General features: G+C 44.4%; 17 protein-coding genes, 1 tRNA gene and 2 pseudogenes. 13 read left to right on the forward strand and 7 right to left on the reverse strand.

The window, feature by feature from the left end:
- Positions 1-9 precede the first annotated feature (9 nt).
- Both ACYX4W_RS18915 and pepA read right to left on the reverse strand, forming a co-directional pair.
- Positions 10-433 (reverse strand): annotated as a pseudogene (locus ACYX4W_RS18915) (DNA polymerase III subunit chi).
- A gap of 6 nt (positions 434-439) precedes the next feature.
- A complete protein-coding gene (gene pepA / locus ACYX4W_RS18920) occupies positions 440-1,945 on the reverse strand; it encodes a leucyl aminopeptidase (RefSeq protein WP_071817605.1) in 1,506 nt (501 codons plus the stop codon).
- A gap of 263 nt (positions 1,946-2,208) precedes the next feature.
- Between pepA and lptF the strand changes: the two genes are divergently transcribed.
- Both lptF and lptG read left to right on the forward strand, forming a co-directional pair.
- The gene (gene lptF, locus ACYX4W_RS18925; protein ID WP_476074211.1) at positions 2,209-3,309 is read left to right on the forward strand and encodes an LPS export ABC transporter permease LptF; all 1,101 of its coding nucleotides are present in this window, start codon (positions 2,209-2,211) and stop codon (positions 3,307-3,309) included.
- Positions 3,310-4,371 (forward strand): LPS export ABC transporter permease LptG, encoded by a 1,062-nt coding sequence (gene lptG / locus ACYX4W_RS18930; protein ID WP_474805154.1) that lies wholly within the window; start codon positions 3,310-3,312, stop codon positions 4,369-4,371.
- Positions 4,372-4,473: 102 nt separating this feature from the next.
- Here lptG and ACYX4W_RS18935 read toward each other — a convergent pair whose 3' ends face one another.
- Complete coding sequence (locus ACYX4W_RS18935) at positions 4,474-5,058, reverse strand: RDD family protein (RefSeq protein WP_474854734.1); 585 nt, start codon at positions 5,056-5,058, stop codon at positions 4,474-4,476.
- A gap of 195 nt (positions 5,059-5,253) precedes the next feature.
- Between ACYX4W_RS18935 and ACYX4W_RS18940 the strand changes: the two genes are divergently transcribed.
- The 11 genes from ACYX4W_RS18940 to ACYX4W_RS18990 all read left to right on the forward strand — a co-directional run bounded on the left by ACYX4W_RS18940 (position 5,254) and on the right by ACYX4W_RS18990 (position 18,819).
- The gene (locus ACYX4W_RS18940; RefSeq protein ID WP_474854732.1) at positions 5,254-7,314 is read left to right on the forward strand and encodes a TonB-dependent receptor; all 2,061 of its coding nucleotides are present in this window, start codon (positions 5,254-5,256) and stop codon (positions 7,312-7,314) included.
- 164 nt (positions 7,315-7,478) lie between these two features.
- Positions 7,479-8,012, forward strand: a complete 534-nt coding sequence (locus tag ACYX4W_RS18945; RefSeq protein WP_474854730.1) for a sigma-70 family RNA polymerase sigma factor — start codon at positions 7,479-7,481, stop codon at positions 8,010-8,012.
- Positions 8,009-8,743: an anti-sigma factor gene (locus ACYX4W_RS18950; RefSeq protein WP_474854728.1), complete on the forward strand. Its 735-nt coding sequence runs from the start codon at positions 8,009-8,011 to the stop codon at positions 8,741-8,743. Before ACYX4W_RS18945 ends, ACYX4W_RS18950 begins: the two co-directional genes overlap by 4 nt.
- Positions 8,744-9,006: 263 nt before the next feature.
- Positions 9,007-10,599, forward strand: coding sequence for a DUF4331 domain-containing protein (locus ACYX4W_RS18955; protein ID WP_474854726.1), 1,593 nt, complete (start codon positions 9,007-9,009; stop codon positions 10,597-10,599).
- Positions 10,600-10,610: 11 nt separating this feature from the next.
- A complete protein-coding gene (locus ACYX4W_RS18960; protein ID WP_474805145.1) occupies positions 10,611-11,189 on the forward strand; it encodes an Ig-like domain-containing protein in 579 nt (192 codons plus the stop codon).
- 83 nt (positions 11,190-11,272) lie between these two features.
- Positions 11,273-12,343 carry a tetratricopeptide repeat protein gene (locus tag ACYX4W_RS18965; protein ID WP_476074212.1) on the forward strand — a complete coding sequence of 357 codons (1,071 nt, stop codon included), beginning with the start codon at positions 11,273-11,275 and terminating at the stop codon, positions 12,341-12,343.
- 28 nt (positions 12,344-12,371) lie between these two features.
- Complete coding sequence (locus ACYX4W_RS18970) at positions 12,372-13,469, forward strand: HupE/UreJ family protein (RefSeq protein ID WP_474854723.1); 1,098 nt, start codon at positions 12,372-12,374, stop codon at positions 13,467-13,469.
- 200 nt (positions 13,470-13,669) lie between these two features.
- A tRNA-Leu gene (locus tag ACYX4W_RS18975) sits at positions 13,670-13,756 on the forward strand.
- Positions 13,757-14,479: 723 nt separating this feature from the next.
- Positions 14,480-15,445 carry a LacI family DNA-binding transcriptional regulator gene (locus tag ACYX4W_RS18980; protein WP_474854721.1) on the forward strand — a complete coding sequence of 322 codons (966 nt, stop codon included), beginning with the start codon at positions 14,480-14,482 and terminating at the stop codon, positions 15,443-15,445.
- 82 nt (positions 15,446-15,527) lie between these two features.
- Positions 15,528-17,336, forward strand: a complete 1,809-nt coding sequence (locus tag ACYX4W_RS18985; protein WP_474854719.1) for an amylo-alpha-1,6-glucosidase — start codon at positions 15,528-15,530, stop codon at positions 17,334-17,336.
- A gap of 4 nt (positions 17,337-17,340) precedes the next feature.
- Positions 17,341-18,819 carry a glycoside hydrolase family 32 protein gene (locus ACYX4W_RS18990; RefSeq protein WP_474854717.1) on the forward strand — a complete coding sequence of 493 codons (1,479 nt, stop codon included), beginning with the start codon at positions 17,341-17,343 and terminating at the stop codon, positions 18,817-18,819.
- Here ACYX4W_RS18990 and ACYX4W_RS18995 read toward each other — a convergent pair.
- From ACYX4W_RS18995 to ACYX4W_RS19010, 4 genes and pseudogenes are all read right to left on the reverse strand, one after another.
- Positions 18,816-18,968, reverse strand: coding sequence for an AraC family transcriptional regulator (locus ACYX4W_RS18995; protein WP_474854715.1), 153 nt, complete (start codon positions 18,966-18,968; stop codon positions 18,816-18,818). The genes ACYX4W_RS18990 and ACYX4W_RS18995 overlap by 4 nt on opposite strands.
- Positions 18,969-18,991: 23 nt before the next feature.
- A pseudogene (locus ACYX4W_RS19000) lies at positions 18,992-20,058 on the reverse strand (IS3 family transposase).
- 171 nt (positions 20,059-20,229) lie between these two features.
- Positions 20,230-21,375: an ABC transporter ATP-binding protein gene (locus tag ACYX4W_RS19005; protein ID WP_474854713.1), complete on the reverse strand. Its 1,146-nt coding sequence runs from the start codon at positions 21,373-21,375 to the stop codon at positions 20,230-20,232.
- Between the two features lie 22 nt (positions 21,376-21,397).
- The gene (locus tag ACYX4W_RS19010) at positions 21,398-22,768 is read right to left on the reverse strand and encodes a carbohydrate ABC transporter permease (RefSeq protein WP_476074213.1); all 1,371 of its coding nucleotides are present in this window, start codon (positions 22,766-22,768) and stop codon (positions 21,398-21,400) included.
- Between the last annotated feature and the right edge of the window lies 1 nt (position 22,769).

Here is a 22,769-nt window from a genome sequence, read left to right on the forward strand (position 1 = left end):
GCGAATGACTTATGCAGATTTGAACTGCATGTTGCATCCAGCTTGCTGATAGTTTTTGTATCTTACCCGCGCGGCCTGTTTGGCATTCTCGTCCACGGGTACAAAATCGATGATTTGACGATGCTGGTTGGGTGAAGGCACCATACCGGAACCCACGTTTACCACCATTTGTCGTCTGGCTACCTGCTCGGGCTGCCAACAAATTTCCACCGGCGTTCCCGATTGCGGCCCTTCACCATAAAGGTTATGGGGCACAAAGCGGTCTGCCGGGCAGTTGCCATAACAATTCATCAACTTCTTCAGCTTGCGCCTGTGTATCGCACAGCACGCTAATTTTTTGCTTATTAGCAAACGCTGAGGCAATGACTTCACTGGCGCGGCCTGCCACACCATTATCACCGCGGGTAAGTTGATAAAAAATCACTTGTGGCATAAATGATTAGTCCTCTAGCTTGATATCAGCGCGGTTCATTAAGAACTGAGACAGCATAGGCACTGGACGGCCTGTTGCGCCTTTGTTCTTACCACTGCGCCATGCCGTACCGGCAATATCAAGGTGAGCCCAGTTGTACTTCTTAGTGAAGCGTGACAAGAAACAACCCGCCGTAATTGACCCAGCTGGGCGACCACCAAGGTTCGTCATGTCGGCAAACGGGCTTTCAAGCTGCTCTTGGTAATCGTCCCATAGCGGTAAGCGCCATGCGCGATCTGAACTTTGCTCTGATGCATTAAGTAGCTCGTGAGCTAGTGGGTTGTGCGTGCTCATTACTGCTGTTGCGTGATGACCAAGTGCGATAATCGCTGCGCCAGTTAGCGTGGCTACGTCAATCACTAGCTCTGGCTCGTAACGCTCAACGTAGGTCAGCGCGTCGCACAACACCAAACGGCCTTCCGCATCAGTATTTAGTACTTCAACAGTTTGACCCGACATAGTCGTTAGTATGTCACCCGGACGGTACGCTTTGCCATCTGGCATATTTTCACAGCCAGCCAATACGCCAATAACGTTAATTGGCAAGTTAAGCGCCGCGATAGTGTGCATTGTACCTAATACGCCTGCTGCCCCACCCATGTCGTACTTCATTTCATCCATGGCTTCACCAGGCTTTATTGAAATACCGCCTGAATCGAAAGTAAGGCCTTTACCTACAAGCACAATTGGCGCTTGATCAGCTGGGCCACCGCGGTGATGCATAATACTCATCATGCTTTCATTTGCAGAACCACGACCAACGGCAAGGTAAGACTGCATACCCAGCTCTGCCATTTGAGTTTCGTCTACTACTTCGGCGGTTACGCTGTCGTACTGGCTTGCTAATTCTTGTGCTTGCTGCCACAGATACGCTGGGTTGCAGATATTTGGTGGCATGTTAGCTACGTCTTTGGTTACTTTCGAGCCACGGGCTACAGCTAAACCATGCTCAACAGCGCGCTCACCAACAGTAAGCTCGCGACGGGTAGGCACGTTAAATACAATTTTACGCAGCGGGCGGCGAGGCTCGCCTTTTTTGGTTTTAAGCTGCATAAAGGTGTAAAGCGTATCTTCAGTCGCTTCTACAGCCTGACGCACTTTCCAGTAAGTATCGCGACCTTTAACGTGAAGCTCGGTTAAGAAACACACCGCTTCCATCGAGCCGGTTTCATTCAATGTTTGAATGGTTTTAGCGATAATATTTTTGTACTGACGCTCATCTAGCTCGCGCTCTTTACCACAACCAACAAGAAGCACGCGCTCACTTAGTACGTTTGGCACGTTGTGTAGCAACAACATTTGGCCCGCTTTACCTTCAAGGTCGCCACGGCGCAACAAGTTGCTGATATAACCTTCACTGATTTCGTCTAGTTGTTCAGCCACTGCCGTAAGGCGGCGCGGCTCGAAGACACCCACAACAATACATGCGCTGCGTTGTTTTTCAGGACTGCCACTTTTTACACTAAACTCCACGATATCACCTCGCTTTTCGTTGTTTATGGTTTGCACGATGACTAAAATCACGTAACGTTTCGCGCTGCTTTATGTTTTAATACGCAGCATAACTTTTTAGTTCGCTGCAATTCACGCTTACAGACCTATTGAATATAGGTTAAATTTGCGTCAAAACACCATGCAAACGGTTTATGATTGCAGGCAAAACTTGTAAAAACGGTAAGTTTAAACAAAATTGTGCTTTCTTTCACTAAAATTCCTAATTTTCCGGAAGGGCTGAGATGCTGATATTCCGCTATTTACTTAAGGAAACGCTGAAATCTCAGTTAGCGATTTTCTTTATCCTAATGGCAATTTTTGTCACCTTGCGATTTGTGCGCGTTTTGGGCGACGCATCAGACGGTGATATCCCTGCTGGGCTAGTGCTTGGCTTCTTAGGTTTATATGCTCCTATTCTCTCATCTTTGGTGCTGCCTATCAGTGCTTATTTGGGCATTATGCTGGCACACGGCAGGCTGTATGTAGACAGCGAAATGACCGTAATGCGGGCTTGTGGCATCAGTGAATGGTACGTCACACGGGTGATGCTGTTTTTATCCGTAATCATCATGATAGTCACAGGCGCAATCACTCTTTATTTCGCGCCCTTGGCCGCTGAAAACGAATACCAACTACGTGAAAAAGCCCGTAACGAAGCGGGGCTTTCAGCCCTAATGCCAGGTAGATTCCAGCAAACGGGTAACGAAAAAGCGGTTATATTTGTGCACGATGTAGATAGCAACGATAAGCTGCAACGCGTATTTTTATCGCAAAATCAAACGAATGACAGCGAAGGCGATGTACGCGTTGTATATGCGCAAACTGGTGAAGTGGCAAACAACCCCGACGGTACCCGAAACCTTGTATTAAAAGAAGGTGTGCAGTACGAAGGCAAACAATCTGAAAAGGCTTATCGCAAAGTAGAGTTTGACGAATACCAAATTCAGATTGCCGATAAACCAGCAGATGAAACACGCCGGAAAGTAAGCGTATTGCCCACCAGCGAGCTTTGGGAAGACGACAGTATTGAGGCCAGAGCCGAGCTTCAGTGGCGTATAGCCATACCGCTATCGATACCCTTTTTAGTGCTGATTGCGGTGCCGCTAAGCGCAGTCGATCCGCGTCAGGGCCGCTTCGGTAAAATGTTCCCTGCCATCCTGCTTTACTTAGGCTACTTCTTGCTATTGCTTGCAAGTAGACGCGTACTGGAAGATGGAAAAATGCCACCACAATTAGGCTTATGGTGGGTACATACCATCATGCTGGTCATTGGTGTCATGTTAATCGTGCGGGACAGAAAAACTGGCACAGAGCTTCGCGCTTGGATATTGGGGAAAAAGTAGATGTTTAAGATCCTCGATTTATATATCGCCCGTACGCTGTTAGGTACTATTACCGTTACGCTTAGCGTACTTATCGGCTTGAGCGCGCTCATTAAATTTGTAGAACAGCTACGTAAAATTGGCGAAGGCGACTATGACATGCTGGTCGCTTTTATCTACGTTTTACTGAGCTTACCTCGCGACCTAGAACAATTCTTCCCTATGGCCACCTTACTTGGCGGTCTTATCGGTATGGGCGTATTGGCCAGCAACAGCGAACTGGTAGTAATGCAGGCCGCGGGTATGAGCCGTTGGAACATCATAAACTCAGCCATGAAATCCACCCTTGTAATGATTTTACTGGTGATGGCTGTTGGTGAATGGGTTACTCCATACAGCGAAACCAAAGCAAAACAGATAAGAACCGAGGCTATTTCAGGCGGTAGCTTGTTTTCTTCCGACAAGCTGGTGTGGGCAAAGGATGGCGACCGATTTGTGAGTATTGGTCAAGTACTTAGCCAAGACTCGCTTAAAGACGTAAGCATTTTTAGCTTTAATCCTGACTTGTCTCTTGAAAGTATTACCTACGCGAAAAATAGTGCTTTCGATGGCGACGGTTGGTGGTTAAGCGATGTTGAAGTAACTGAGTTTTCAGAGACCAAGGTGTCGGTAGAAGAAAACGAGCGTATGCGATGGAACTCAACGCTTACGCCTGACAAGCTAGGGATTGTTGCCGTTAAGCCAGAGGCTTTATCCATCACTGGGTTGCTAGATTACGTAAACTATCTAGATAACAACGACCAAGATCCCTCGCGCTATGAGCTAGCGCTTTGGCGAAAAATCTTTCAGCCTATTTCTGTTGGCGTAATGCTGTTAATGGCACTGTCTTTCATCTTCGGCCCGCTTCGTAGCGTTACCATGGGCGCAAGAGTTATTATGGGCGTACTCACGGGCTTTGGTTTCTTTATTCTTAACGAAGTGTTTGGCCCTGTCAGTTTGGTATATCAGCTGCCGCCTTTCTTGGGCGCTCTACTACCGAGTTTACTGTTCGCTGCTGTCGCAGGTGTGATGCTTAAACGTTGATAAAGCTATCAGCGATAGGCTAATTAAACGCTCAACGCTTACAAAAAAGAGGCTCGTTGCAGCCTCTTTCCTATGATTTTTTAGCGCCCTACAAGCTGTGTCCTACCAACTTTTGTGGTCGTTCGCTTCTTTGCTCAGCTTCAACACTTCTGTTTTTGCTAAGCGGTCCTGTAGAGATTGTTTGTTTTTAAAATCGAACAAAACAAGTAATGTCCCTAAACCACCCAATGATGCGACAAGGCGAATGAACAAACGCGGCCATGTCATAGGCTCTTCAACTGTGCTGTAAATTCGTAACCGCCAAGCACGCATGCCAAGTGTTTGCCCGCCTCTGCGCCAAAACCACAAGAAGAAACCCGCAATCCATAAGCCTACCCAGGTTTGAATAAGCAGTTTATAGCCAAAGGATGCTTGTATAAGGTCAGCGGGTTCAGCATAACCTTGTAAATCAAGCGCACCATTTTTCAACATAACCACCAAGGTTACTATCATCACCATAGCCGCACACATACCGACAGCAGTAGCCACTAGCGTATCGTAAATCATGGCCAACAAGCGTCGCACAAACCCTGCTCGCTCAAGGGTTTCACTTTCTGAGTCTGCGCTACTCGCATTTTCATATTCAGCAGTCGTCGACGATTTTGGTGCCGGCTGCCTTTTCTTAACTTTCTTATCGTGTCTTGCCACGGGTATCTCTTCACATCATCATTTTCAATACATATTTTGACACAAGCGCCCTATAGCTTAAACACAATAAGCCACACTAAACGTCATTTAATAAAGTGATTGATAAACCGATAACTGCACTGTTATTAAAAATAATGCATCCAAGCATTCAATTCATTCGTTATTGTTATTAAAACGGATAACGGAAATCTTAAAGTGACCACATTAACTTTCGCAAAAACACTAACTGCTAGCGCTATATTACTCGCAACTGCGCCCACACTCGCCCTCGATGACCCAGAAGGTGATATTGAACATATTCGGGTACGCGGTGACTCGTCGGTCAAAGACGGTGAATTTATTTCTGCTTCTCAGGGATGGGTGTCGGGTGACACTATGATTGACCGACCAATGCTTCGCGCTGGTGAAATATTGGAATTTATTCCGGGTATGATGGTGACGCAGCACAGCGGTTCAGGAAAAGCCAACCAGTATTTTCTTCGCGGTTTTAATCTTGACCATGGAACCGATTTCACCGTAAGCGTTGATGGAATGCCGGTCAACATGCGAAGCCATGGACACGGTCAAGGCTACAGCGACCTGAACTTCATCATTCCTGAATTTATCGACAACCTTAGCTACTTCAAAGGCACCTATTACGCCAACATTGGCGATTTTTCTAGCGCAGGCGGCGCAATTTTTAATTTGAGAGATTCCCTTAAAAACAACCAGGTATTCTTGGGCTTAGGTGAATATGGATTCAAACGCGCCGTCGCACTAAACCAGTTTGAAGCAGGAGAGAGCCGTGTCGTTACAGCTTTAGAATATCAAACTTATGACGGCCCATGGACTGATGTAGACGAAGACGTAAAAAAGAAAAACGCACACATTCGTTATATTACGCCCTTGCTAGATGGCCAGCTTACCATAACAGGCATGGCTTATGACAATAGCTGGAATGGCGCCGACCAGGTTCCAGAGCGCGCTATTCAAAGCGGCTTAATAGACCGTCTTGGCTCTATCGATACTCAAGTTGGCGGTGAATCCTCTCGGTATAGTTTATCTGCAAACTACACCAGTGATACATGGAATGCTTCGCTTTATGTCATAGATACCGAACTTAGTCTGTTCTCTAATTTTACCTATTTCCTTGATAACCCTGTTCGAGGCGATCAGTTCGAACAAGCTGACGACAGAAAGATATACGGTGGCGAAATATTCACTACCCTGCCCTTAGCCATTACCGATGGCAGTAGTATTACCCTTGGCGGCCAGTGGCGTTTTGATGATATCGATAATGTAGGCTTGTACCGCACCCAAAACTTAGTCCGCTTTGGCACTGTCCGAGAAGACGAGATAGACAGCAATAGCTATGCACTTTTTGCTCAGTCCAATATTTTTCTAAATGATAGATTAAGCCTGTCTTTAGGCGGTCGTTATGATTATTTAGATGTTGACGTAGATAGCGATTTAGACGCTAACAGCGGTAGTGCTGACGATGGTATTTTTACGTTAAAAGCAGGTCTTAAATATTTGCTGTCGGAACAGCTCACCGCATTTGCCAATATCGGTCAAGGCTATCACTCAAACGACGCGCGGGGTGCAACTATTACTGTAGATCCGGTAAGTGGGGATGCAACCGAAACTTCACCGCTATTAGTGAAGTCTCTTGGTTATGAAGCCGGGGTTAATTTTACCGACAACAGAACCTATAACGTTTCCGCTGCATTGTGGCGACTAGAACTAGATAGTGAACTGGTTTATGTCGGCGACGCAGGCTTCACTGAAGCGAGCCGACCATCAGAAAGACACGGTATAGAAGTAAGTGCCTACTACTGGATTAATCATCATTTAACAACTGACATTGAAGCTGCTTGGACAAAAGCAAGATTCAGCGACAGCGTAGAGGGTGAAGGCCGCCATATTGACGGTACAGTTCCGGGCGTTGTGAGCGCGGGCCTGACCTATTTTCAAAACGGAAACCAGCTTGGGTTTAGCTATACGCTGCGAGGTCGTTATTTAAGCTCTCGCACGGTGGAGAGTTTCGATGAAGTTTCGCCGCCATCAACATTTTTAATGAATGCACAGGTCGCTTATCGTCAGCCTATGTGGGACGTTACTTTAGAAGTGTTAAATGCCCTTGATAGTGATGATCATGATATCGACTACTTTTATGCGTCGAGACTTCCTGGCGAGCCTGAAGAGGGCATAGAGGACTTGCACTATCACCCGGTTGAACCAAGAAACGTTCGCCTTACTGTTTCCTTGAAATATTAGCCGAGCAGAAGTTTTTAATAACAGCGGCGCAGGCCCTTTTGGCGCCGCAATATTTTATGTAAATGTTTAAAAAGCGTGCTAGTTTAAATACTTAGAAGCCGCACTTTTCAATAGTAAGTCTCATTGTGAAAATGGTGCCATAACAATAAAAGGTAGGAGCAACGATGGAACATGAAACTTTGTTCCCTTTGCTGTGTAAAACAGCAGACGGTGACAAAAAAGCCTTCGCAGAGCTTTATAAAATAACCAGCCCACAGCTTTATGCAGTTGCTTTAAAGCTACTAAAACGGCCAGAGCTTGCCGATGAAGCCACACAAGATGCTTACATTAAAATATGGCATAACGCTGGCAATTATCAGCGAGGAAAAGGTACGGTGCTAACTTGGATGGTAAGCATTGCACGCTATCGAGCGCTGGATTTAATTCGCTATCACAATGTAAGAAATGAAGTTGAGCTGAACGATGATGCACCATCAGGAGTAGAAAGCGCACAAAATGTTAAACTGGGTGCAGAGCAAGCTAGATTAGCCGCGTGTTTGGATGAATTAGACGGCCCTCAGCGCCAAGCCATTCACTTAGCTTACGTTAACGGCATGTCTCACCAGGAAGTGGTGAGTCACTTGGCCTCGCCCCTTGGTACAATTAAAAGCTGGATAAGACGAGGCTTGCAGAGCTTGCAGAGGTGCCTGTCACTATGAATTATTTGAAAGAAGAACGACTTAATGCACTGGCAGCGGAATACGTTGTTGGTACCCTCAGAGGTAAAGCGCGTACACGCTATCAAAAGTTAATGATGCAATATCAAGCGGTGAGCGATGCAACGGCCCAATGGGAACAATATCTAACCGGCTTTGCGGAGACGCTCCCGCCTGTAACGCCGCCAGACAACGTGTGGGAAAACATCCAAGTAAAACTTGGACATAAAGCCGCTAACGACGCAAACATAGCTAGCGATACACAACCCTCCAGTAAGTCTGGCGAGGTTATTGACTTTGAGAAAGAAAAGCAGAAACGCTGGAAAAATTTATCGTTTATATCTACGGCTGCTGCAATGGTGTTAGCCGTACTGCTTTTTGTTATGCAACCTGCGCCTGCCCCAGAGGTTTCCCATATCGCCGTAGTCAACAACGCTGATAACACGCCACTGTGGGTGATAGAGGTATCTGACACGACCATGAATGTTAAGGTTACCGATGCTTTCGTGGCTCTAGCAGACAAAGACTACGAGCTGTGGATGGTACCGGCAAACGGTGAAGCGCCAATTTCCCTTGGTCTAATGCCTGAAGCAAATGGAGATACCAGGGCAACACCAGATATACTGCTAGATCAAAGCATCATGGCTTTGGCAGTGAGTTTAGAAGCGCCTGGTGGCTCGGTAACGGGTGCACCGACCGAAGTACTTTACATAGCACCCATTGTGTCTGTGTAGTTTTAAACACTAAACTTTCCGTCAAAAGGCCACAATCTGTGGCCTTTTATTTTTCTATCGCTGCTTGCTTAGTTTTCACCAGTAGTCTCTCAGGGCTCTCTTGCTCTTCTAACTGCTAACGCTTTTTCGTTATTCCTTTTCCCCCACTACCTGCTTTTACACTTAACTAAAATTTTATTTTAATTTTTTTAAAAACTTTTGCATCCAACATGAATTCTCAGACGTTTAACTTTTGAACTCATAAAAAAACAGAGAGACCCAACATGATCCAATTCAAACGCAAAACTTTACCATTGGCTATTGCCGTGACATGCGCCGCCGTCACTGCGGGTGCAATTGCATCAAGCCACAGAGAAGCACCGAACATTACCCGTCACCCAGCCTTAGATAGCACAGACTTTTACGCTTTTAACAGTTATGAAGAAGGCCGTGAAGACTATGTGACTTTCATCGCCAACTATATTCCACTGCAAGATGCCTACGGCGGCCCTAATTATTTTGCGATGGATCCGAACGCGCACTATGCCATCCATATCGATAGCGACGGCGACGCGGTTGAAGACTTAAGCTTTGTTTTCCAATTTAACAATATGCTCGCTGCAGATAACGAAGGTATTGCCCTGCCAATAGGCCCTGAAGGCGATCAAAAGATGGTGAAAGTGCCGCTTAAAAATGTAGGTGGTATAAGCGCAGATGATTCAAGCGCAGCGAATTTTTCAGAAATGTATAGCCTTACGATGGTAAGCGGTGACATGCAAACGGGCACGCGCACTACGCTTACCCCGGCCATGGGCGATATGTTCAAAAAGCCCCTTGATTACATTGGTAACAAAACTTTTACCAGTGAAGCTGAATACGCACGTTATGCTGAAAGCTTCATTTACTCATTCAGCATCCCTGGCTGCGATGATATGGCCAAAGTATTTGTTGGCCAGCGCAAAGACCCCTTCGTTGTTAACTTAGGCAAAACCTTCGACTTGGTCAATTATGTACCTGTTGAGGGCGATAGCGCACCGGGTGCAGGCGATGGCGAGGGCTTCCCTGGCGGCATTACACAAAGTGCTATGAATGATGACTTAGTAGACAAAAACGTGACTGCTCTCTCTATTGAAGTACCAAAGGCTTGTGTTACCGGTGAAGGCAATGGCGTAATTGGTAGCTGGACCACGGCAAGTTTACCTCAGGCGCGCATTCTTAACCCAGATGCCACGTTTGAGAAGCCAGAAACCAATGGCGGCGCAATGACACAAGTGTCTCGCTTAGGCAGCCCGCTAGTTAACGAGCTTGTTATTGGTATTGGCGATAAAGATAAGTTTTCTAGCTCTCATCCAAGTGCAGATGGTCAATTTGCAGATTATGTCACTCACCCATCGCTGCCAGAGTTGCTCAACATTCTGTTTAAAGATGCAGTGAATACCACACTGGGTACGGATATTGAAACCCTTGCACCTACTAACTTCCCGCGTATGGACTTGGTGACAGCCTTCCTTACTGGCTTCCCAGGTGTTAACCAGCAAGCTACGGTTACAGCGTCTGAAATGCTGCGCCTAAATACAGGGATCCCAGCAACTCCAGCGGAATCACAGTCTACCTTCGGTGTAGCAGGCGATGACTTAGCAGGCTTCCCAAATGGCCGCCGCCCTGGTGATGACGTGGTTGATATTGCGCTTCGCGTAGTAATGGGCCGTTTATGCTACCCCATTCCTGTTGCAGGCGAAGACACAGACCTTGGCCTTTGTGCACCTGAAGACGCGAGTGTAGGTAATGTACCATTCACTGATGGCGCGCCTGTAGATGCGAGCATGATTGATACATCATTCCCTTACCTAAAAACACCACTTGCTGGCTCTGAATAAGGAGATCCATCATGTCTACGAAGATTAGGTTATTAAATAAGCTCAGTGATGCAACTGCGCCTAAAAAGCAAACGTCAGGTAAACGTCAACAACACCGTATGTGGATTGCTTCAGGGTTGGTATTAGCACTTTCAGGTTGTTTCGATAGTGACGACGATAACGACTATCAAGCCCCAGAAGAAAATGCTGCGCCGGTAGCCGTTGATGAAATGTTGACGACACAAGCGGATATTGCGATTGATGGCACCTTGTCAGCTACCGATGCCGATGGTGATGCGCTTACGTTCGGGCTTGGTGAAAACGGTACGTTAGGTAATGCAGAAGTTAATGCTGATGGCAGCTTTACCTACACACCTAACGCTCAGGTAACAGGAAGCGATAGCTTTACATTCACCGTTTCTGACGGTGTTAACCCAGAGGTTACGGCCACCATTAGCGTTACGATTGAGGCACAGCAGGTATCGCTTTCTAGCTATACACGCGACGCCTTCAATCAAGCGCCAACGGATGATCCATTACCAATAAATGGAAGGGAGTTCATCCAAGATGCTGACGACTCTACATTTGATGACTTGTTGATAGACCAATAACACGCATCAAATAACAGGAGTTTGTTAGCACATAACCAGTGTCAACCGTAAAGCCAAGGAAGGCTTTTTTTAAGGAAGTAGCAATGAAGTTTATCAAGTACTCTGCTCTGAAGTTCATTTTGGCGAGTACATCACTAACCCTTTCGACTTTTTCAATATACGCTCAACAACAAATCTCTGATATCAATACTGTAATAGCAAGCTGGGAGCCTGAACAGTTATCAATAACAAGCTTGAATGAAGCAGAAAAAGTGCTGTCATCAAGTCGCTATATTTCCGCAAAAGGAGACGAAAGAGAGCGGGTGGCTCGCTTCGCCAACTCTATGCGAGCAAACTTCACATCGTTAAATGCTGGGCAGCAAGAACGCCTAGTAATCTTAGAGGCTCGCTTGTTACAAGGCACTCATAGGTTCGAAGAAGCCAAGCAACATTTAAAACAAATTGCCTACTTTCGCTCGCCGGCCGCTTACTTACTTATGGCTGATATTGCCACGCAACAAGGTGATGTTAAAAAAGCAAAAGAAAACTGTGAAAGACTGGTAGGGAAAACAAGCTTTCTCATTGCATTTACTTGCATGGTAAACGCAGAGTTTTCCCAGAACGCTCAAGCGAGGCTGCTTCAAAAACTGAAGGCCTTTGAAACTTATATCAGTAATGCTCGGCCTTCTGAACGCCAGTGGTTTTATGAAGTACTTGCGGATATGTCACTGCAGCTTGGCTACCCTGAAGCAGCGCTTGAGTATCTATCACAAACAGAGTTTGAAAAGCTTCCTATAAGTGCCCTGTTAGTATGGTCAGACGCTAATTTTCAATTAAAAAATTATGAGGCTGTTACCACCACGCTCGCCCGCAATGTACCCGATATCAAAAAAGCAGATGACGGCTTGCTTTTGAAATGGGCTATCGCAGAACGTGCCCAGGGTATCACGTCCTCAACGGTGCAATCTCAACTGTCAAAAAATATGGAAATTAGAGTGTGGAGAGAGGATAGCTCGCACGCGGCACAAGTTGCCACCTACTTTTTAGAGATAGAGCAAAATTACCCGCAGGCCCTCAAGTTTGCTGAAATCAATTGGCAGTACGCCCAAGCATTAAGTGACAAAAAGCTTTTAGAGCGTGCCCGCAAAGCTAATGGTGAATCAACCAATGCTTAGATCTTTCAACTATTTCAGCGAACGAACCATGATAAGATTTATTGTATTTTTCATAGTAGCGTCTTTCAGTTTTCCAACCCTTTCTCACGAGCTAAGCAACGGTTATTTAACCCTAAAAAATGATTCTGGCGAGACACTTTCAGGCGAGCTTTTGTTAAAACCCAAAGACATAGGGCAAGCTGCCGGACTCGATACCAATAATGACGGCAATCTGACATGGGGTGAAGTGAAAAGAAACCACAATCTAGCGAATGATTACATTCAAAATCACCTAATAATTCGTGGTAGCGAGACACGGTGTACAGTAAGTCTTGCATCACCTTCCATACGTGACATATCTGCGGAGTCATTATTGGTATATCCACTTTCGGTGAATTGCGCTTTTTTAAACGAAGTGTCTGTACGTTACACAGGTTTAGTGAGCGATTTTCCTACACATAAACTGCTTACTTCCGTCACCCTTAATGAACAAACAAGTGTGCATGTACTTGATAGTGAGCAAACTTTCGTATCTGTATTTCCTAAAAATAGTCACTGGATTTCACAGTTTAGCGAAATGGTTTATCAGGGTATTTGGCACATTTTTATTGGGTTAGATCACATACTGTTTTTAGTCGCGACATTGCTGACCGTTAACTTACTTAGAAAAAGTAAACGTTGGGTAAAAGAAAAAAGTATTAAACGGATTGTAAAAAGCACGGTGATTTTGGTAAGCACTTTTACTTTAGCGCACTCAATTACGTTGACCCTTACAGCTCTTGATTTAATAACGCTTAATAGTCGTATTGTTGAACTCGGCATTGCGATTTCGGTGGCCATTACTGCACTAAATAACGTGTACCCCGTTATCATGCGCTTGGGATTTGTTACTTTTGGATTCGGCCTACTTCACGGGATGGGATTCGCAAGCGTGTTTAGCGACCTAAATGCCCAGTCAGGCAGTTTGGTGATGAACATGCTTGCATTTAATTTAGGTGTAGAAATAGGACAACTTGCCATAGTTGCACTGCTACTTCCCATACTTATCCTACTTAGAAACGTCAGGTTATATTCGAAAGCCATTATGCCAATTGCGTCATCAATTATTGCGGTTATAGCGATTAACTGGACGTTGCAGAGATGGTAGCAGCGGCACACCTAGTTATTAATTGAGAGATAAGAGTAAGCTTATACTGAGTGACAAAAAAATAAGAAATGACTAAAGCAGCGCGCGCCTTTGGACAATCTTTCGGCACTTAGCCATAAAAAGCACAAAAAGTAGTTGTATAGGCGCGCCGCATCGCTATAATGCCAAGCATCAACACCACGTTGATGTCTATACACTATGCCAGTGTGATGGAATTGGTAGACATGGCGGATTCAAAATCCGCTGCTAGCGATAGCGTGGCGGTTCAAGTCCGCCCACTGGTACCATCTCTTCTTTTAGAAGCTGATACTGAAACCGACTTTTGAGTCGGTTTTTTTTGCCTGAATTTCAGCAAATCGCCACGCAAGCGTGTCGGCCGAGTGTCGGTCCAATCAAAGCCCGCCCGCTGGTACCATCTCTTCTTTGCAGAAGTAGATACTGAAACCGACCTTGAGTCGTTTTTTTGTTTCTGGAATAAAGTTTATACCAAAGAAGCTATTACTGCTCTAGTTCAGCATATCCGCGTAGCACGCTCTTCAAACATTAAATTTAAGACTCGACAACATTTGGTTTAGTTGATTATTTAGTTTGCGTTAATCGTTATTAACGTTATCTATTATCTAGTAGTCTACGTTATAAGAAACTTTTAAATATCATCAATTATAGTATGAAGCGCCTGTATTGATGTGTAAAAAGGTTAAAAGATCAAAACGAGAACCTGTCTAATGAGGTTGAGTCGATTCAGACTTCCAAGCGAAAGCGCTCCGTTGCCCGATAGCGAGACCGATTTCCAGCAAATGATTCACTCAACGGCTTACATTGGACTGAGTGTAATTCTGCACCACCAACTTCAGTTGCAACGAAACACATTAACATCTCTAAATTTTCATTAAGGAGGACTTGCATATCGTTGAACCAACCGCAAGAGTAAACGATTACTAAACTTCCAGCATTTTAATTGAAACTTTGATTTGGTATTCTCACTTTTCGAACAATTGCAAAGCCGAATCATGAATAAAAACTCAATCAAAGAAGCTGCAAGACTCGCTGGAGTTTCTGTAGCCTCTGTTTCTCGCGCATTAAATGGTAAACCCGGAATTTCTGAAACAACACGTCAGAGAATAATTGATATTTGCAATGAGCTTGATTATCAGCCATCAGATGCAGCAAGACGTCTAAAGTTTGGCAAAAATAGTCATGTTGCAATCTCCCTAGGCAAAAGTGACAAGCCGCACGGCCACTACATATCCTCTCTATTCGAGAGCATTCATACGCTTCTAAGCAAAGAGGGGTTAATCGTAAATATTTATCCTTATGACAGTTTTGATAGCATGGTAAGAGATACAAGTGGAGTAATTCTTACTGGTGTCGAGGAAAGTGATTCAAGAGTGGCTAGCCTCAAAAAAGCGTCTTTGCCTTTCGTATCTATCGGTCAGGTTGAAGGGGAATTCTGGGTGTGCCCAGATGACTATCAGGGGGGGCAACTGGCGGCCTCACACCTTTTAAATCAAGAGTGTCAAGAATTTCTCATAGTTGAAAGCGCATTAAGAAGCAAAGGGACTAAGGCTCGAATTATGGGGTTTCAGAAATCCATTCAAGAAAAAGGGTTTGTTGCAGGTCAACTTTACATAGATGATTCAATGGCTGTTGAACTTCAGACTTATCGAACCCTAATGAAAGTTTTCAAAAACAATTCGTCCAAGTTTGACGCCATTTTTTGTGAAAACGACGATATTGCATATGGGGCCATGCTCGCTTGTAAGGACTCTGATTTATCTGTCCCAGATGATTTGAAAATCGTTGGGTTCGATGATCTTCCCGGCATTTTTGAAACCATAACAACGGTACATCAAGATATTAACGAGATCGCTAAAAACGCTGTTGAGCTTTTAGATAAAGCTCGAAACGGAGACGCACCAGAGAGTAGAGTATTGCCAGTGAACTTGGTTATTAGAGAATCGTCTCGCATACAATAAAAAATAACACTTGAACTCATTACGTAAACGTTTACTATGCGTTAATAACTTTCAATATTTAACGGATAGGAGGCTTGCCTACGTGATCCCTCTAAAGAAAAATTTTACTTATCTTATTCTCAATGATGAAGGTCAAATTAACAGTAGACATGATGCCGCTATAGCATGTTCAGAGTCTGGTGGATACGTATTAGACACCCGTGTAATAAGCCAGTACGAATGGAATTTTGCAGGATTCGAGTTGTTACACACTAAATACATCGGAAGTAGATGTATAAAACAGTATTTCAGCAAGTTCGAGAAACACAAACAAAGTCTGATGATCGTAAGAACATTATCTGTAAAGGACGGTGGCTTTACAGATGAGTTAGAGTTGATTAACGATGATTTGGAAGACCATACTTTTTTAGCGGAGCTCAAACTAGATAGTGACTTCATCGATATGTTTGAAGTTCGTGGACATGTACCAAGTGAGGGTGTCCGAGACGTATATCATCATCAGTCTAGCAACCGCTATGATGCTCACTATATTGCGCCTGATGATGTAAAGTCCGAAGTTCAATTGGAGCTGGAAGGTTTTAAATTTAACGAGCAAATGGCAATAGCTGCTCGGTCGAAGCGCCTTCTTAAAATAAATGCAAAATTTACTTCAACATATTCAATTGCATCAACTATTCAGGGTATTCCTGAAGACTGGTTAAGTAGTAAATCGATACCAGATCATACGAAAGTTTACAGGCAGGCAGAGAGAGATCTGCATGATCTGTTATTATCAACCGAACACGGCCTAACTATAGCAGCGGGGATACCTTGGTTTGTTACACCCTTCGGTCGCGATTCAATTATTTCTTCGTGGTTTCTCTTGAATACATACCCTGATTTAGCCAGAGGGACGCTTCAGTTTCTTGCAGCAAATCAAGGTACAAAAATTGATGAATATCGTGATGAGCAGCCTGGAAAAATTCTTCATGAGCAGCGGTACGCAGAGTTAAGCCGCTTAGCAAAACTTCCGTTCTTAACGTACTTTGGAACTGCAGATGCCACGCCGCTGTTTATTGTTCTTTTGCACGATTATGTCGAGAAAACAAAAGATTACTCTCTAGTTGATGAGCTTAAGGACAACTGGAAAAGCGCATTACATTGGATGGAAAAGTATCAAGACGAAAGAGGGTTAATCGTTTTTCGCGGCAACACTAAAGGTTTGACGGTACAAAGCTGGAAAGACTCACATGATTCATTGAGTTATAAAAATGGGAAGCTTGGTGAAGGAGCACTAGCAGTAGCCGAAGTACAGGGTTACGCTTACGCCGCGTACTTAGCTGCCGCGAATTTCTATAAACATGAGAACGACACTAAGCAAGCTGCGTATTACAAAGAAAAGGCTGACAAACTTCAACACTCCTTCGATAGCTTATTTTGGATGCCCGAGCACAATAACTTTGCTATAGCTGTGGACGAACATAATTGCCAATTAGATGTAAACAGCTCAGATAGCGGCCATTTGCTTTGGTCAGGTATCGTATTGGACGAAAAAGTCGATGTTCTTGTAAATCGGTTATTCGAAGAAGATATGTGGAGCGGTTGGGGTTTAAGAACTTTGAGCACTCAAGAATTACGCTATAACCCAATTTCATATCACAACGGTTCAATCTGGCCTCATGACACGGCAATTTTTGCTGCTGGACTCAAAAGATATGGGAAAGAGAAAGAGTTTGGTGTTGTAAAGTCAGCTCTAGTGGATGTTGCATCTTCTCAAAAAGATAGACGACTTCCTGAGCTCTTCTCTGGTTACCCTAGAGGATTAACGCCTATTCTGCCTTATGTAGAAGCATGTAGACCACAGGCATGGTCTGCGGCTGCTCTCGTTTACCTTATGAACGACGGAGAGTGAATAAGTGTCGAAGTCTGAAAAGTACCGTCCCTCGCTACACCTAACCTCGAGTATTGGTTGGATTAATGACCCAAACGGGCTCATTAAGTTTAAGGGGAGATATCACCAATTCTATCAGTATCACCCAAACTCTACACTTTGGGGGCCAATGCATTGGGGGCACCAATCCTCATTAAATTTAGTAGATTGGGAGGAGCATGAAGTCGCCCTCTACCCTGACGAAAGTGGTATGTGCTTTTCAGGCTCGGCAGTATTCGATGACACAAACACTTCAGGACTATTTCCCAAAAAAGGAGGGATAGTAGCTCTCTTCACGACTTTCATTGAGAGCGAATACGAATGTATAGACGGTGATATTGACATTAGACCTCAACAACATCAGGCGCTCGCTTTTAGTGAAGACGGATACAAATGGAAGAAGTATAATAATGGACAACCAGTTTTGTATTCTAAGGGTAATCCTGACTTCAGAGATCCTAAAGTGTTCTGGCATGTCGAAACCAATGCATGGGTTATGGTTCTAGCGAGCGGACAATTCATTGAGATTTTTCGGTCACCGGATCTTATTAACTGGGTAAAAGTTAGTGAGTTCGGACACAGATATGGTTTCCATAGTAAAGGTCCTTGGGAGTGCCCTGACCTTTTTCCATTAAAATGTGAAGACTCTGGCGAGTTGTTCTGGGTCTTGATAGTAGGTATTGGAGAGGGTGTTTGGGCTGGCGGTTCGGGCACTCAATACTTTGTCGGAACGTTTGATGGTTTTGATTTTACGTGTGTAGAAAGGCACGACAAAAAGCGGTGGTTAGATTTTGGTCGAGACCATTACGCTACGCAGTCTTTCAGCGGCACAAGCGCTAACGAAAGAGTCATCAGTGCTTGGATGAGTAACCATCAATATGCCAAATCAACTCCAACATCTAGATTCAGAGGGGCTATGATTGTTCCCCGAAAACTCAGCATACGTCGCTCGAGAAAAGGCTCATTTGAGTTACAACAGACTTTTGTTGAAGGATTGTATGACAAGTTCAAATCGTGCGAGGAAGTTGAATTCGTAGTAGATAGCAGTCAACCAATTACAAAGTCACTAAACACCGAAGTAGCATTCTTGGAGTTTAATACTACGTTTAACGATTCAAAAGCAATTATACTTTCTTTATTTGAACAACAAGAACTTCAGTTCGTTGTCTCGCAGCAAGAAAACAAAACGGTCGTCAGATCTATTAGAGCTGTTTCCGAGCACCGAGACCTTATAGAAAGTGGATTCAACCATGATTACTCGGTCGAACTACCTAAGTACGAAAACCTTCATATTCAAGTTTTATTGGATAGAGGGCTGTGTACGCTCATTGTGAACAATACTTTTGCGTTTTCAAATCTCTGTTTTCCGACATCTACAAGAGTAGATTTGGCGGTTGCGCCCCAAAATGGGAAATGCGAATTGACAGCAAAATTTTGGACCATTGATGACGAGCAACAAGATTAACTTCTTAACTTTAATCTGCTTCCCGAAGCCCTGATGTATTCTGTTGGGGTTACTCCACTCCAAGACTTAAATTTTCTAGTAAAAATACTAGGTTCTGCGAATCCAAGCAGTAAAGATAGTTGAGTCATGGATACAACACTTTCATGCATGTAGTGCTGTAAACCTCCCTTAATTAAGTACACCCATAATTAGAGGTTTCGGCCAGCTCATGTTTCGTTAAATATTCCCATGGCGTTAGATTATTCAGCGCATCATGGGGGCGTTCTATGTTGTATTCAGTCACCCATTTATCCGTCAGTTCACGAACTTCGTTGAGTGTTCTGAAGACGTACATATTGAGTATTTCGTCGCGGTAAGTCCGGTTAAAACTCTCTATGAAAGAGTTTTGTGTTGGCTTACCCGGTTTGATAAATTCCAGTGCGATGTTATGTTCTTCCGCCCAACTGGCCAGTGTGATGGAGATGAACTCTGGCCCATTATCCATGCGTAGTTTGGCTGAGTAACCTCGCCAAGCGACGACGCGTTCCAGTACGCGTACAACCCGCTGCGACGGCAGGTTTAAATCAATCTCAATGGCCAACGCTTCACGGTTGAAGTCATCCACCAGGTTAAACGTTCTGAAGCGCCTGTCACACATAAAGTCCATCGACCCGCAATGGTTGGCCTAAGCTGGAGCCGCTAGAGGCTCTGGGTTTCTTGCTGGTAGGCGTCGTTTTCCAAGTCGGCGTTTATTCAGCTTTAGCTCACAGTAAATGCGATAAACACGCTTATGGTTCCAGCCGTGCCCCCAGCGTTTTAGGATCTTAAATAGCTTACTGAATCCGTAGGCGGGGTACCGTTCAACGGCTTCCTTTAGCTTGGCGACGACCTTGTCATCGCGCGCTTTATCCGGCTGATACCGCTAAAGCGAGTCACTGATGCCAACTACGCGACACGCCATCCGTAAACTAGCGCCATGCTGCTCTCGCGCATAATTCACAAGTTCACGTCTGATCGCTGGCTTTACAGCTTTTTTTCAACGATATCTTTCAATATCCGGTGTTCCAGGCTGAGATCGGCAGACATCGATTTCAGGCGCTTGATGTCCGAAGCCTCCATACCACCATATTTGGCTTTCCAGTTGTAGTAGGTGGCGTCTGAAATGCTGTACTCACGGCAGACTTCTTTAACCAGTCGGCCAGCTTCCACTTCTTTCAGGATCTTAACGATCTGTGTTTCTGTGTATCGGGACTTTTTCATCAGGAGTTCTCCTTCTTGGCTCAGTGTACGCCGAAGACTCTAAAAAAGTATGCCACTAGTTTAGGGGAGGTTTACACTTGCAGTTTGATATCAAGCTTCAAGGATTGCAAAAGCAAAACTGTGGCCAGAATGATAGCAAAGGCAAATTCCAATAAACCTATTCCCCTCACACTAGTGTGGTACTAAATCCTGAGGGCTTACAAAAAGTGAATTTCTATCAACTTTTCTATTCAGCGCAATTCCGTTGTCTGCAAAAAGGTGGCAGGCAGCGGGAGGAAACCTCACAAACAAAGCATCTTTTTTACTTACATTGAGCGTACCCGGACATCTCACTAAAAATTCATCATTTACCGCTTTTGTACTGGTAAATAAGATTGATTCTGCACCTAGTAATTCCTTGCCTGTCACGTAGACGGGGATGTCGTTTACACCACCTATCTGAATATCTTCTGGCCTGATTCCTAGTTTTAATCGTTGATTTGGTCGTAATTCGCTTCCGTCTACGGCCACTTTTACCAGTTTGCCGCCCATATCAACTACAACTAAATCATCAACAACTTCAACGAATTTAACGTCAACCATATTCATCTTTGGTGAACCAATAAAATTGGCGACAAACTCAGTTTTTGGGAAGTGATAAAGTTCTAAAGGTGAGCCGATCTGTTCAATCGTTCCCTTGTTTAAAACGACTACTTTGTCAGCTAAAGTCATGGCTTCAACTTGGTCATGAGTCACATACACTGTCGTTGATTTGAACTGTCTATGAAAAGCCGCTATCTGGAGCCGCATGCGAACCCTTAATGCAGCATCTAGATTAGAAAGTGGCTCATCCAATAAAAACACCTTTGGCTCTCGAATTAACGCCCTACCAATCGCCACACGCTGCCTTTGGCCTCCAGACAGGCCACTTGGCTTTCTATTGAGTAAACTAGTTAGCTCAAGTGCTTCAGCTATCGATTCAACAGCTTCATCTGTTTGCTTTTTAGACCATCGCTTCGTGTACTTCACTCCGAAGGCGATATTTTCTCTTACAGTCATGTGTGGATACAAAGCATAGGATTGAAATACCATTCCTATGCCACGCTCACTGGGCGACAAGTCATTGACAACTTGGTTGTCTATGACTAGCTCTCCACCTGTTATTTCTTCAAGCCCAGCTATCATCCTTAGCATTGTTGACTTACCACAGCCTGACGGACCCACAAATACGACAAACTCTCCCTCTTCAATCGAAAGGTTTGCGTTTTTTACAATATGAGCAGGTGTACCACTGGGATCGTAAACTTTATTTATATTTTTCAAGCGAAGCTTATTCATATATTTATTCACCTTCTATCGGCTAACCCTTGACAGCCGAACTCACGTTGTTTCCTACAAAATATCTTTGAAATGCAATGAAAATAATGAGTATTGGAACGGTTGAGAGAAACGAGCCTGCCAAAATTAAATTCCAGTCACCCGCCACTCCATAGCTGTTGCGCAAACTTAATAATCCTACTGGAAGCGTATAGGTTTCAGGTGGCGTAGTAAGCACAACGAGAGGCCAGAAAAAATCGTTCCATGTGCCTTGAAAACCTAAAATAGCAACTGAAGCAATCGCTGGTTTCGCGAGAGGCATAAATACGTGCAAAAGTATAGATGGAGGGGACGCGCCATCGACTATTGCTGCTTCTTCAAGTTCTTTCGGAAATGATTCAAAAAATTGCTTCATGATGAGCACTTGCGCAGAGGCCACCAACAGCCCAATTACTGCCCACGGAGTGTTTAATAGACCTAGCGTATTGAATACCTCGTAATTTGAGATGAAGCTAACTTGCATGGGGACAGCCATTGATATAACTAAGGCGAAGAATATGAGACGAGATCCTGCGAACTTCATTCTAGCCAAGGCGAAGCCTCCAGCACATGCAATTAATACTGTCAGTACCATTTTTACCAGAGCAATAAAAAAAGAGTTAATGGTCCAGTTCCAAAACAAGCTTTCTCCAGTATCGAGACTTACAGACTCATTCCATACTCTGATGTAGCTCTTGAAAACGTAACCTATCAGTCCGGGTGAAATATTTCCCCAGCTTGCCACTCTGCCACGTCGTTCAAATCGGTTTGGGGGGATCGTAGAGTCAATCAAGACCTGCTCTCTGGGAGTTGTGATATCCAGTGGTAGGTGTTTTATATTTGGACCATATCCATTGTATTGAATGGTGAATTCCCACGTTGCACTATGCCCGCTTCGAGATTCTTTTCTTATCCCCAAAGTCTGGATGTATTCTACATTGTCAGAAGTAGAGATAAGTTTTGGCTGGGAAACAATGGCATAGTCCGCAGCGAAATGTGGGTACGCAATGGATGCCATACCACTTCCCGGCTTTCTTCTAGGAACACTAATGGCGGGTACTAAGAGTTCGTTTTGATTTGTGGTGGCATAAGTAACTTGAAATGTAACTTCAGATTCAGGAACAAAGCCCCCCCATAAGATGCTTTTCCCACCCTGACTTCCCAATGAACCAGCAGCAATCCAGTTAGAAGGCTGTAGCTGAGGAATACTGATCTTACTTGGTTCATTTAAAGCGTCATCTTTGATGCTTGCAACAAACGCTATCAAAAACGTACCTAACGTTACGGTTGCTAATAGCAAAAGAAGTCCATAAACCCACACTATATGGGAGACAAAGCGACGTTGTCTAAACTGAGAGGCGCTTTTGCTGTACAAA

The organism is Alteromonas sp. ABH4_454, from assembly GCF_056311775.1.

Bases quoted from the DNA above. Each gene is read 5' to 3' on its own strand.
- ACYX4W_RS19005 (WP_474854713.1), bottom strand. From the start codon at position 21,375: ATGAATAAGCTTCGCTTGAAAAATATAAATAAAGTTTACGATCCCAGT.
- lptF (WP_476074211.1), top strand. From the start codon at position 2,209: ATGCTGATATTCCGCTATTTACTTAAGGAAACGCTGAAATCTCAGTTA.
- lptG (WP_474805154.1), top strand. From the start codon at position 3,310: ATGTTTAAGATCCTCGATTTATATATCGCCCGTACGCTGTTAGGTACT.
- ACYX4W_RS18995 (WP_474854715.1), bottom strand. From the start codon at position 18,968: ATGCATGAAAGTGTTGTATCCATGACTCAACTATCTTTACTGCTTGGA.
- ACYX4W_RS18965 (WP_476074212.1), top strand. From the start codon at position 11,273: ATGAAGTTTATCAAGTACTCTGCTCTGAAGTTCATTTTGGCGAGTACA.
- ACYX4W_RS18960 (WP_474805145.1), top strand. From the start codon at position 10,611: ATGTCTACGAAGATTAGGTTATTAAATAAGCTCAGTGATGCAACTGCG.
- ACYX4W_RS18980 (WP_474854721.1), top strand. From the start codon at position 14,480: ATGAATAAAAACTCAATCAAAGAAGCTGCAAGACTCGCTGGAGTTTCT.
- ACYX4W_RS18950 (WP_474854728.1), top strand. From the start codon at position 8,009: ATGAATTATTTGAAAGAAGAACGACTTAATGCACTGGCAGCGGAATAC.
- ACYX4W_RS18955 (WP_474854726.1), top strand. From the start codon at position 9,007: ATGATCCAATTCAAACGCAAAACTTTACCATTGGCTATTGCCGTGACA.
- ACYX4W_RS18945 (WP_474854730.1), top strand. From the start codon at position 7,479: ATGGAACATGAAACTTTGTTCCCTTTGCTGTGTAAAACAGCAGACGGT.
- ACYX4W_RS18970 (WP_474854723.1), top strand. From the start codon at position 12,372: ATGATAAGATTTATTGTATTTTTCATAGTAGCGTCTTTCAGTTTTCCA.